Source organism: Methylophaga nitratireducenticrescens, from assembly GCF_000260985.4.
GTDB lineage: Bacteria > Pseudomonadota > Gammaproteobacteria > Nitrosococcales > Methylophagaceae > Methylophaga > Methylophaga nitratireducenticrescens.
In genome coordinates this window covers 2,163,045-2,175,315 of record NC_017857.3, presented here as the reverse complement: position 1 = coordinate 2,175,315, position 12,271 = coordinate 2,163,045, and the positions used below count along the sequence as shown (strand labels likewise).

Genomic DNA, 12,271 nt, shown 5'->3' with positions numbered 1-12,271 from the left:
CCGAATCTTAATTGAATGAAAAAACTTGTTTTACAGTTTGTCATCCACCAGTGGGATAAATCCCAACTCACAGAACATCATGAACAACTAAGACAGGCGCTGCCTGATCGTTATCCCATGAGTAATGAGGTATTAGCATTATTCAATAATAAGGTATTGCTGGATCAACTTGGCGATGACGTTTCAGGTAATCGTCTTCGCTATCAGCTGATAGACAATCATTTGTTAATTGACCGTTTTCATTTTGATCTCGATCTCCAGACAGTTGAGTTCAAACCCCGATTACAGGCTGATGAGCCTCCGATATTACTTGCCAAGCTCAATGAAGGATGGGTGCAATGCCAGTATCAATGGCGTTATCGAGTGGATGATGGTGGGTTTATTTACTGGCGATATGAAAAAATAATTGTAAATGCGTGTTTTATAGAAAAAGTGAATTCAACCGTTTTTCTTGATTCACCACCAGACCAATGTTTCAAACAACGCGTATCGATCTGAACAACCAATCAACGATTTCATTTTTATACGTGAAGCAGCAAAAATATATCGCTTATCTTGATGCTGTCGTTCTGATCAATGCCTGCTGGCTCTTTCGGAGCTACTTTTAGGATGATTGAAAATGCCCAAGTAAAGCACAAAAAAGCTGTTTATGAGTGATCTCTATTCATCTCACCCGTTGGGCCAGACTCTAAAAACGTTTACCTTCATGAATAGCAAGGTCTCTCCTGTGCTTCTTTGCATAGCATAGGCAAAAACAATGTCAAGAATATGGCTTGTTATGAAGCTTATGAAGTCGTTCTAAATAAATGACAATCAACACTCTGGCACCATTAGCTTGTCTTCATGGCTAAGGTAAAACATCCTCGTTTTAAGGTGAGAAATATCCCTTGTAATAAAAAAGTAATGTGCCTAAGATGCACCGGCCTTTTGTCCTTTTACGGTCAACTGGCATGTCGAATATTTTGTAGATGGATTGTTTTTTATATTGATTCAGGAATTTGAATCGTGGCTGTTACTAAAGGATAAATGCAGTGAGTCAATAATTCATCCTTCAGCGGTAATAAAAAACAGGTATTAACCTATTAACAACGAACTCATCAATCGAAACATATTAAAATTATCGTCAATGATTAACGGTGCAACCGATACTCCAGAGGTTGCAATAATCAAATTTTGTCTGCATGAGCATAATCAGATCAAAATTCTTGATAGCACTTCTTCGATAACAAATGTTTTTGGCTTTTCAGTTAAGGCTTTAATCAAAAACCCCTCTCTTCTCTGGTCAAAAATATTTCCTGAAGATCGTGTCAATATCCTTCAGAAGTTGAATGAATCTGCCCAAACGATGCAGCCTCTGAATATAAGTTGGCGGCTATCGCATCCCCTCAAGGGTGAAGTTCTGTTGGATTGTAAAGCGCTCCCTGAAACCGATGCAGAAGCCAAAATCGTTTGGCATGGCTATTTTCAAGATATCACTGAGCTAAAACGTGTCGAACAGGAAAACCAAGTGCACCTGCATTTTCTTGAATGTCTGGATCAGGTCAACCGGGCCATTCAGGGAACCAATGATCTTGAGCAGATGATGAGTGATGTTCTGGCAGCGATTCTGTTGTGTTTTGAATGTGATAGAGCTTGGCTTTTATATCCTTGTGATCCAACAAGTGCCACTTGGCACATTCCCATGGAGCAGACACACCCTGATTTCCCCGGCGGTTTGGCTGCCGGTGTTGATTTTTCAATGACTAAGGAAGCTGCGGTTGGGTTGGAAGCCTATCTGAGCAGTAAACAACCCGTAACATTAATTCCCGATCTTGATTGTGCAGATACTCCCGAATTTTTCAAAGAGCATCAGATTCGCTCCATCATTGGTACTGCAATTTATCCAAAAACAGGTAAACCTTGGGTGTTTGGTTTACATCAATGTTCCTATGGACGTGTTTGGACTGATAATGAAAAACGTTTGTTCAGTGAAATTGGCCATCGGCTGTCTGATGGTTTAACCAGTTTGCTGATATATCGTGAACAGCGTGAAAGTGATGAGCGCTTTCGGCAGGCATTTGAATTTGCTGCAATTGGAATGGGTATATTGTCATTGGGTGGTCAGTGGTTACGTGCCAATCATTCCATTTATGAAATGTTCGGTTACTCTGAAACTGAACTACTGAAAATGACCTATCAGGAGATGACCCATCCTGATGATTTGCCAAAAGGACAGGCTGAGCTGGATCGGCTGATTGCAGATCAGATTCCCTATATGCAGATTGAAAAACGTTATCGGCATCAGAACGGGAAGTATTTCTGGGCAAGACTTACAACCAGCATTGTCAGAGGAACAAACAATCAGCCGCTGTATTTTGTCTCGCAGATAGAAAATATTGAGAAGGGGAAGAAATCTGATCAAAGCATCGCCCTGTTAAATTTTGCCATCAATCAGGTAAAAGAGTGTATTTATTTACTCGATAGGAAAGGACGCATCAGATATGTCAACGATGAAACCTGCCATACCATGGGATACCATTACGATGAGTTATTGACTATGTCCGTTCCAGAGGTTGATCCAAATATCTCCCAACAACATTGGAATGAACATTGGCAAGAACTCAAACAAGAACGTTCCGTTCGTTTGGAAACCCACCATAAGACAAAAACGGGCAGGATCATTCCAGTCGAGGTTAATGCCAACTATTTTGAGTATGGGGGGATAGGCTACAATCTGGCATTGACCCATGACATAACCGAAAGAAAAGCGGTAGAAAGTGCGTTACGAGAACAGGAAGAACGTTTCCGTCAGCTTGCCGATAATATTGAAGAAGTCGTATGGTTGACCGATCTGATGAAGGGGCATCTGCTTTACATTAGCCCTGCCTACCAAAAAATTTGGGGACACAGCTGCGACAGTCTTTATGAAAAACCCTCATCCTGGCTGGAAATAATTCATCCTGAGGATATCAATAGTGTTCGTCAGGCTCTCGTTAATGGCAAAGCCGTTGGTGAATATGATATTGAATTTCGTATTATTCGCCTAGATGGCACTATTCGTCATATACATCAAAAAGCTTTCCCTATCCTGAATGAATCGGGTGAGCTGTATCGAATTGCCGGTACTGCTCAGGATATAACGGAACGCAAAGAGCAGGAAGCTCATATAGAGTATCTTGCCTATCACGATTCATTAACCGCATTACCTAACCGCTTACTGACTATGGATCGTCTGGAGCACGCCATAACGCACGCTATTCGTCACACAGATGTACTGGCGGTTTTGTTTCTGGATTTGGATCGATTTAAAACCATCAATGATTCACTTGGTCATCAAGCCGGTGATTTGTTGTTGCAACAAGTCGGTTCACGTCTGCTCGAGGTCTTGCGACAAGAAGATACTATCGGTCGGGTGGGAGGGGATGAGTTTCTGATTCTGCTCCCCAGTATTAACTCGCCTGACGATGCGGCACATGTTGCTAATAAGCTTCTCGACGTATTATCTCCGCCTTTTATGGTAATGAGCTATCAGTTACATGTTAATGCCAGTATTGGCATAAGTTTGTGTCCCCGTGATGCCGTAAACGCCGAAACATTAGTGAAATATGCTGATACAGCGTTGTATCTGGCGAAAGAGCAGGGCCGGGGCGTTTTCCGTTTTTTCAGCCCCGAGCTGGATGATCGCGTTCATGCACGACTGCAATTGGAAAATGATTTACGCGTTGCTTTAGAAAACAATGAACTGTATTTGCATTATCAACCATTGATGGATTTGAACTCGGGCGAATGCATTGGCACAGAGGCGTTATTGAGATGGTTACATCCCGAGATAGGTTCTATCTCACCAGGGGATTTTATTCCGGTTGCTGAAGAAACGGGGCTGATCTTACCGATTGGCGACTGGGTTCTACGAACCGCTTGTATTCAGGCAAAAAAATGGTTTGAGGCGGGTATCACAAATTTTCGGATGGCAGTTAACCTGTCACGCAGACAATTGGATAATGCCGGTTTAGCCACAGATATAAAACGAATTCTGGATGAGACAGAATGTCCGGCATATCTACTGGAACTGGAAGTCACTGAATCCAGTGCCATGCAGAATCCGGAACAGGCTATTGTTATCTTAAACTCGCTTCATGAAATGGGTATTTGCCTGGCACTTGATGATTACGGAACGGGTTACTCCAGCCTGGCTTATCTAAAACGTTTCCCGTTTGATCGGCTTAAAATTGATCGGTCATTTATTGATGGGATCCCAGATGATGCTGATGATATGAGCATTGTGCAGACAACCATTATTCTGGCGCGTCAATTGCGTTTAACGGTCATAGCCGAAGGCGTGGAAACCCAGGCCCAGTGCGATTTTCTTAAGAAACATCAATGTGATGAAATTCAGGGCTATTTGTTCGCAAAACCAATGCCGGCGGATGAGCTGGAAAAACGATTTGGATTTGGTAAGCTGCAATTGGGTTAGTTTTTTGAAAATGACGTGTCGGACTAAAGCTCGTCATGGTGTTTTTAACGTGATTGCTTACGCTTTTGTTCCTATCGAGAGCTGGTTTTTCTGATCTGGGTTATTTTCATATTCAATCGTATCTGTTTATTTATGGACTTCTGCTACGCTGCTTATTTCAATCATCCGATAATCAATGTTAAAACTGACCAGATCAATCAATAAAGTAACAAAAATAATAATCTCAAAATTAATGGTTTTAGTGGATGTTTCAAAGAAAAAAAGTGAACAGGATTGTATGGGTGACGCTGGCGATAAATGGATTTATGAGCTTTCCTGTTGACGTTCAGGTGGATAACCCAAATTGATGCAGAAAATGTTGCAAATGGATTTTGACAACAAAACCATTTGTTGTTCATTAACCAATAGCAATAAGCTTGTCATATGCTTTCCAACGGGTGAAAATTTGAAATATGGATAAACCCTTTCTTGATTCCTTTAGCGAATATGTACATTTATTATTGGATGCTATTTGTGTTGTAGATGAAGATAGCCGCATTATCTATATCAGTGACGGAGCACAGCGTGTATTTGGGTATCCACCTGAAGAAATGATCGGCAAAAGAATGCTGGATTTGTTGCATCCAGACGATCAAGAAATAACTGAGCAAAGTATTTCTTCAGTTATGCAGGACAAGCAGGTACTGGACTTTGAAAATCGCTATATTCGTAAAGACGGTCAAATCACCCATCTGCTTTGGTCCACCAGTTGGTCAGATCAACATAAAATGCGCATCGGGGTTGCGCGTGACATCACCAGTATCAAAGCTGCTGAGGCAATGCAAAAAACCTTGGTTGCAATTTCTGATACAGCGCATCGAACGAATGGCATAAAACAAATTTGTCAGCAAATTTTGTTTCACATCGACACGCATCTCTCTGTAGCTACATTCGGCGTGGCAATCTTTCCGAAAAATAATGAAACATGGCAGATTGTTTTTGAAAGCGTTGGTGGTTGTATGAGGATCCTGGCCAATGAAGCGATGTTTCGCATAGCCAGTCAGAGTGAGATTGCTCTGGAAAAAAATGATGCTAGATCAGTGTTACTGGTGCCACTGCTTTTTGGTGAAGCATGTTATGGAGTACTTGCGCTGGCATTAATGGAACAGGATTATTTGCTTACTGAAAACCACCGAACATTATTAACCTTTACGGCTTTGCAGGTGGCTACCGCTATTGAACGCTACCAAAGCATTGAGAGACTGCAACACCTTGCTTTATATGATGCTTTGACCGGTTTGCCTAATCGTGAATTGTTTGAAGATCGCGTTCAAAGATCGCTCTTAAGAGCAAAGCGTGAAAAAAATTGCTTTGCTCTGATGTATATGGATTTGGATAAATTTAAAGAGGCCAACGATACCTTTGGACATGCCGCAGGGGACTTTTTATTAAAAGAAGCAGCACGGCGTATTGTCGCTTGTGTTCGTGATACAGATACTGTGGTGCGATTTGGTGGTGATGAATTTGTGGTGTTACTCGATAGTATTGATAACCGACAAGGCGCGCTTACTGTCGCTGAAAAAATTCGTCTGGCGCTTTGCGAACACTTCCAATGGCAAGGAAACGACATAGCGCTTTCTGTCAGTATTGGTATCTCATTGTTTCCCGAACAAGGAGATCACATTCCTCGATTGGTCGCTGCCGCTGATGAAGCCATGTACAAAGCCAAAAAGCGTGGTAAAAACTGTATTTTTTGACGCTATCAGTGAATCGTTAGGCCACTCGAAGTTCCCTGTTTTTGTTTTATCCATTCTTCTTCAAAGTCATTAATAGTGAGAGGATGAGAGACAAAATAACCTTGGGCATAATCACAGCCTAACCGCTTTAATTCCGTAAGCGTTTCTTGATCCTCTATTCCTTCGGCCAGTGTTTTCATGTCAAAAATCTGGGCCGTTGAAATGATCGTTTTGACAATGGCCATATTTTTTTTATCAGTCAACATATTTTTAATGTAAAACATGTCGATTTTTAGAATGTCAGCCTCAATATTTCGAAGGTAGCTGAGTGATGAATGGCCCATGCCAAAATCATCTATCGCCAGAACAAATTTTTCCAGTTTGAGTTGTTTAATGATTTCTATCGCGAGCTCAGGATCATGCATTATCCCTGTTTCGGTCAGTTCCAATTCAAAATCTTCCGGGGTTAAACCAGAATCTTTGATATCTGCTATAAACTCTTCAACAAAGATCAGGTTATTAAAACTTTTGGCAGAAATATTGATTGCCATTCGAATATCCCGATCGGTTACTAATGCGTAACCTTGTTTTTTCCAGGAGAGCAGAGCGTGGCTGGTAAGCTGAATCACTAATTTTGTAATTTCATTGATTAAGCCACGCTCCTCGGCGATAGGGATAAAAATATTGGGGGGAATACTACCCAATGAGCTGTCATCCCAACGTAACAATATTTCGGCCCCTGAAAGGTTCATTGTCTGTAAGTTAACTTGTGGTTGAATCCTGATGGAAAAGCTATTGGGATCAAATTTTAATGAGTACTCCAGCCTTTTTGCGATAAGGGAGTGTCGATGTATTTCTTCGCCTAAACGTACATTGAAAAAATAACTGGACAGCAATTTTTCTTTTGCAATATGCAATGCGATAGCGGCTCCTCTCGTCAGTGCGTCAAAGTTGTCGGCATCTTGTGGATATAAGGCAATACCAGTTCTGGTATTCACCATCACCTTTGAATCGGAAATAGAAAAAGGTGCTTTTAACGTATTCTGCAGTCGCGTTACCATTATTTCGACTGCATCAACGGAGCTTACTACTGCTGCCAGAGCAAATACATCACCATTGATTCTGGCAAGTGAGTCAAACTCGCGATCAATTATCGTATGATCGATATCGAAATTTTTTGAATCATCATTAAAAACATAGTGAGCCAGTGAATCTGTACTTCTTATAATACTGGTTATTCGTTGGCCGACAGCATGCAGCAACGTATCACCAGCAATATAGCCGAGCGTTTCTTGAATATCTTCATGATTAACAAGGTCAAGGTAAACAACAGCAATGGTATAGTTGTAGCGCTTGGAAAGTTGCAGAAGGTGTTTAACTCGATCAGCAAATAGATTTTTATTTGCCAGTCCGGTTAGTTCATCAAAATACGCCAATTGCTTGATTCGGTGCTCTTTAGCTTTAATATCCGTCAAGTCCCGCCAGACTACCTGAATGCAGGTTTCATCATGAAATATAACTGGCGTCAACGTTACTTCGATTGGCGTATTCTCACTTTGTGCGGTGTGGTGAAGCCATTCAAACCGTTGATAACCTTCGGTCAAAGCTTTACTTATGTATTGCTTTGCAAGATCACTACTATAACCAGCAGGCTGAGAAACCGGCGAAATGTCGAGAGGCGATAGACCAATCAACTCCTGCCGAGTTGCAAAACCATAAAGTTTGGCTGCCGCATCATTACATTCGGTAATGATCATTTCTTTACCGATAATACCCATTGCATCGGCCGATCTTTGTAATAAAACCGCAATCTGTGACTCATTTTGTCGACGCAGTCGATCATTTTCAATTAGCGTTTCGCTTAAACGATCACGCATTTTCCTTGCCTCATAAAGGCTCTCAAGGGTTGCAAGGATAGGACTAAGACGTTTGATGGTATTCTCGTTATAAGCGCCATTAGTTTTCGAGAGCTCTATCATACCGACGACATTGCCATTATGTGAAAAGGGAAGCCCAAGACACGAAGTGAATTTTGGCTGGCATGGTTGTGCTTCATCTGAATGGCTATTCGTATTTGGTGAATTGTTAATTACTGGTTTTCCAGAGGCCATCACGCTATCAAGCAGATTATGCGGATTATGCGGATTATGGAAATCAAGTGGATTTGTTTGATTGACTTTGTACAAAGCTTGGTTTTTGCCATTGGATTGGATATCAGTCAATACTCGCACTTTCAGGTAAGGGGCTTGGTTTGCATCATAACGAACATCTCCAATCAAGCCGAAAGCGCTATCTGTAAAATCAATAAGCTCGTTTAATAGCAGTTCCAATGCGCTGTCATACGAGGCATCAAGGATAAAAGCTTTTTGAATGCGATCAATTGTTTGTTGTAATCTTAATTGTTCATCATATTTATCAGATACCTCTTGCCTTGCAACCTGGATTGACTCATGACTGGCATACATATACGCATCAAAGGCCAGCGTAATATCCAATAAGGCAACCTTGTAAAGTGCGTGGATTGAGGGTTCGATTAATGCCGGTGTATGAGAGAGAATTTTGGCAACATAGTGACTCGTCAATTCAAGATAAATAGCATACGAGCCAATATACCACTGCGTGGTGAGACCCACACGTTCATGGGCTATACCGACACGGATGCGATCCTTTGCGTAATCCAGGTCGTATATTCCGGCAGTCAGCCTTCGAAAGTAAGCTTTTTGAGTGGTTTTTAACTTAGCGACGATTTGAGGATCCGCCAGAAAATCTTGTGCAAAATCAAATGTCTTCAAATGATCATAAAAGGCATCGATCAACTCAGTTTCATAGGATTGCAATGGACCATGCAGGGCGCGAAGTAGCCCAATATCTTCACTATGCAGGCGGATCAGATCCTTACGATGGTGAAAACTTGTTTCATCTAGTGCTAGATGTTTGAAGATGACTTCCATTGCTTGCATGAGCTAAATGTCCATCTATATAAGAGCAGTATTACATACCTAACAGCACGTTTATTGTTACACATTTATGGCGAATGGATGATGGTTTTCGTTATCTTTACATCAAACTATAAAATGTCATATTTTTAAAGAAAAAGGTATTGTCTCGTCAGAATTTACATGATTTTTTCTTGATACCAATAAAGTAATGTCACAACTGCAGCAAGCGTAACGCGTTATTTCCTTTGATTGAAGTAGCAATGTCGTAACAGCTTTTATCCAAATTCATATTGCGAGTTATTCAGCAATGAAGACAACATCCTCGGCAACACAACCACCATTAGAAATCTCAAAAAATTTACAAAAGTCGCTGTACCAGACCGTTTCCCAAACACTTTTTCTCTGTCGAGTAATGGATTTATATTCACATTCCCGTTGCAGTATTTCTCGTTCCCACGCTCCTGCGTGGGAACGGACTTTTTTAAACCAAATTCAAGTTTTATGACCACTTGATACATTTTTCTATCACCTAAATTTCCAATACCTTGTTGTGTAACGCAGGTCGCGCGTGAGGTGTTTGTTAGGCATTTGCAACTCGACAATAACAATAAATAAAATTTTGGTTGGTGCCAAAAGGCGTTTTATGCCTTTCGTACTCATGACCCAGTAGTACGAACGGCTCACCAAATTGATCATGTAACGATTCAGCGTCGTATCTTTGCACTAGCAGCCCGCTACATTTTTCTGGCCCATCTAAAGAGAAAGTAGAAACAATGACATGACCACCAGGCTTAACCGCATTTAGGACAGCTTTTACGTACTTTTCTCTTTGCTTCTGATCGTTAAGAAAATGAAATACAGCTCTATCGTGCCAAACATCTATGGAATGCTTTGGAACACTGAATTTTGTTACATCCTCCACAATCCATTCAACGGCATTCGCCCGTTCTCCGAGCCTTGTTTTCGCAACTTCTAAAGCAGCAGATGATATATCAAGTACTTTTATGTTTGAGTAACCTAGTGAAAGTAAATCGTCCACGAGTGTTGAAGCACCACCACCAACATCAAGAATGTGCGCTTCAGTGTTATTTTCAAGTTTTCTTATAATATCAATCGAAGCCGCAGCGTGAGGCTGGAACCAGCTCACTTCATCGCTTCTTTTTGTTGTATAAACCTTTTCCCAATGATTTTTCTCGTTCATATAAATTCCTTATGCTTGAGGATTTGGTTGCTAACGTCAGGGCTAAGCCGCCGGTTTGAGCCCCTTGTTAACTCAATATCTCGTGGAACAAAGAGTTTAGGTCGTTCATGATTTGCCCCTTTTTCTCAGGGCTCTCAGAAAAAGGTTCCAAGCGCTGTAGCTCAGATTCAATGAATTCGTTTAGCTCAGTGATCGGCGGCGCCAACTCCTTTTCCAAACTTCTCTTTTTTCTTTGCAATAATTTTGAAATCAGGCCATCTAGCTCAGTTCTATCTTTGACCATTTTTCGAAGCTTCTCAAATTCAATTGGTGCTGGGTCCCGATATTCTTCCAGCCACATAATTGAAAGCAGTGGCCTCAACACATAGAAATACTTCTTTATAGGAACACGTTCTTCGCGGAGATAGCCCCTGTAATTCGTCTTCGCCATGCTGTGGTAGTGGTGTATTCCTTTTTCAACGGAATACACTTTAGAGAGAAGCTCTCGCGCTCGCTGAGCAAAATTGCCACGCTCGATATACACAATAGGTGACTGCAGCCATTCCACAAACGCAGGATTAGATTTGGAAAAGAGCCTCAAAGCCTTTCTGATGTCCCATCCATTGATGTCGATTTCGTCGACAATCGGATATTCAATAACATCTCTCTTATCTTCCAAATCAATAGCCACATACCAGTCCTTGGGATGGGCATATATAAAGCGAACATCGTAGTCACTATTGGGCGATTCGAATCCCCAAGCGCGGCTACCTGATTCAACAGCATAGAGCACTCGCACCCCATGCTTTTTTTCAGCTTTCTCTATTCTGGAAAGGATCGCTTCTTTAACAACTTGTTCGATCATAAATATTTTTGAGTTAACAGTATGGTAATAAGGCCGTTGGCCACATAATAATTATTATCAAGCGGCTATTTAATTTGAACGAGGCTTGATCAAGTTGTCTAAGTGTTTGAATAGTATATAAAAAAACGTATAAACAAAAGTTTAATGATAATTAAAAGGCCAATGGCCAAAAATTAATGAATTGAAAAGGAGGGTTGTAAACTTATCTTTCAAACTGTCTTTTCAACAAAACATACAAAGCCCCAGTCCCCCCATCTTCAATCGTTGTACTACAAAACGCCAGTACGGCATCACTTTGTCTGAGCCAGTGATTGAGTTTGCTTTTTAAAACCGGTTTGTTATCACGGGAGCCCCAGCCTTTGCCGTGGATGATTCGTACGCAGCGGATCTTTTGTTCCTGACATTGTTCGAGAAAATGGGAGAGGGTGGGTTCGGCTTTGGCTAAGGTGAGGCCGTGTAAATCAAGTTCGGCTTCGAGATGCACTCTGCCACTTTTGAGTTTGGCGAATTGACGGTTTTGAATGCCGTCGCCTCGGTATTCCAGATATTCCTCGTTCCCCACCGTTTCGGGGGCGAATAAACTGGAAAACTCACTTTGATCATTTACCAAATCGCTAGGGATATGTTTTCTGACTTTGGGTTGAGGCGGTGGTTTGATATGCAGTAATTTATCGTGCTTGATAGGCTCGGCGTCGCTCATTTCAGTACGAAATAATTCCAGTTCCTCATCAATGTTTTTATCTTTGCTCATATCAATATCTGTGTTTTGAGAAACGGTTCGTTAATTAGCCTAATCATTTACATCAAAATCATAACATCTGAGATACGATTCAAACGATATTGATTTTTATTTACCGCTCAAATGAGGGATTAGCTATGGGCTTACAGGATCGGGACTACTATTGGGAAAAGCAGCAGAGTAACGCCAAGGCTAAACCTTCGCGATTAAAACGCGCCAGTAGACCCATTGGTACAGCAAACCAACCGCCGGATTTGCTGGACATGATGTCCAGAGTTTCTTTTGCAAAATACTTATTTCTTCTGGTTGTTCTAGGCTGTGCGGGCTTTTTTCTCTATCCCATGATCTGATTTTTCAATCACTGATTTGCTTAATGGCAA

Annotated in this window: 8 protein-coding genes; 4 read left to right on the top strand and 4 right to left on the bottom strand. The window is 41.3% G+C overall.

Annotated features, from left to right (window positions below; all coding sequences use genetic code 11):
* The first annotated feature begins 15 nt into the window (after window positions 1–15).
* The 3 genes from Q7A_RS10300 (at window position 16) to Q7A_RS10290 (ending at window position 6,189) form a co-directional block, all read left to right on the top strand.
* Window positions 16–498, top strand: coding sequence for a hypothetical protein (locus Q7A_RS10300; protein WP_014707296.1), 483 nt, complete (start codon window positions 16–18; stop codon window positions 496–498).
* Window positions 499–1,402: 904 nt separating this feature from the next.
* On the top strand, window positions 1,403–4,453 hold the full coding sequence (locus Q7A_RS10295) for a bifunctional diguanylate cyclase/phosphodiesterase (protein WP_169697774.1): 3,051 nt from the start codon (window positions 1,403–1,405) through the stop codon (window positions 4,451–4,453).
* Window positions 4,454–4,905: 452 nt separating this feature from the next.
* Complete coding sequence (locus Q7A_RS10290; RefSeq protein WP_014707292.1) at window positions 4,906–6,189, top strand: GGDEF domain-containing protein; 1,284 nt, start codon at window positions 4,906–4,908, stop codon at window positions 6,187–6,189.
* 5 nt (window positions 6,190–6,194) lie between these two features.
* Here the strand turns inward: Q7A_RS10290 and Q7A_RS10285 are convergent, their stop codons facing one another.
* The 4 genes from Q7A_RS10285 to Q7A_RS10265 all read right to left on the bottom strand — a co-directional run bounded on the left by Q7A_RS10285 (window position 6,195) and on the right by Q7A_RS10265 (window position 11,903).
* Entirely contained in the window at window positions 6,195–9,128 is a 2,934-nt protein-coding gene (locus tag Q7A_RS10285; protein WP_014707291.1) for an EAL domain-containing protein, read from the bottom strand.
* Between the two features lie 559 nt (window positions 9,129–9,687).
* A complete protein-coding gene (locus tag Q7A_RS10275; protein ID WP_041354544.1) occupies window positions 9,688–10,308 on the bottom strand; it encodes a class I SAM-dependent methyltransferase in 621 nt (206 codons plus the stop codon).
* Window positions 10,309–10,375: 67 nt separating this feature from the next.
* Window positions 10,376–11,152 carry a nucleotidyltransferase domain-containing protein gene (locus Q7A_RS10270; protein ID WP_014707290.1) on the bottom strand — a complete coding sequence of 259 codons (777 nt, stop codon included), beginning with the start codon at window positions 11,150–11,152 and terminating at the stop codon, window positions 10,376–10,378.
* 202 nt (window positions 11,153–11,354) lie between these two features.
* The gene (locus Q7A_RS10265; protein WP_014707289.1) at window positions 11,355–11,903 is read right to left on the bottom strand and encodes a Smr/MutS family protein; all 549 of its coding nucleotides are present in this window, start codon (window positions 11,901–11,903) and stop codon (window positions 11,355–11,357) included.
* Between the two features lie 125 nt (window positions 11,904–12,028).
* Between Q7A_RS10265 and Q7A_RS10260 the strand changes: the two genes are divergently transcribed.
* Entirely contained in the window at window positions 12,029–12,241 is a 213-nt protein-coding gene (locus Q7A_RS10260; RefSeq protein WP_041354542.1) for a hypothetical protein, read from the top strand.
* Window positions 12,242–12,271 lie beyond the last annotated feature (30 nt).

Excerpts from the sequence above, each read along its gene's own strand:
- Q7A_RS10300 (WP_014707296.1), top strand. The coding sequence starts at position 16 with ATGAAAAAACTTGTTTTACAGTTTGTCATCCACCAGTGGGATAAATCC.
- Q7A_RS10290 (WP_014707292.1), top strand. The coding sequence starts at position 4,906 with ATGGATAAACCCTTTCTTGATTCCTTTAGCGAATATGTACATTTATTA.
- Q7A_RS10285 (WP_014707291.1), bottom strand. The coding sequence starts at position 9,128 with ATGCAAGCAATGGAAGTCATCTTCAAACATCTAGCACTAGATGAAACA.
- Q7A_RS10275 (WP_041354544.1), bottom strand. The coding sequence starts at position 10,308 with ATGAACGAGAAAAATCATTGGGAAAAGGTTTATACAACAAAAAGAAGC.
- Q7A_RS10270 (WP_014707290.1), bottom strand. The coding sequence starts at position 11,152 with ATGATCGAACAAGTTGTTAAAGAAGCGATCCTTTCCAGAATAGAGAAA.
- Q7A_RS10265 (WP_014707289.1), bottom strand. The coding sequence starts at position 11,903 with ATGAGCAAAGATAAAAACATTGATGAGGAACTGGAATTATTTCGTACT.
- Q7A_RS10260 (WP_041354542.1), top strand. The coding sequence starts at position 12,029 with ATGGGCTTACAGGATCGGGACTACTATTGGGAAAAGCAGCAGAGTAAC.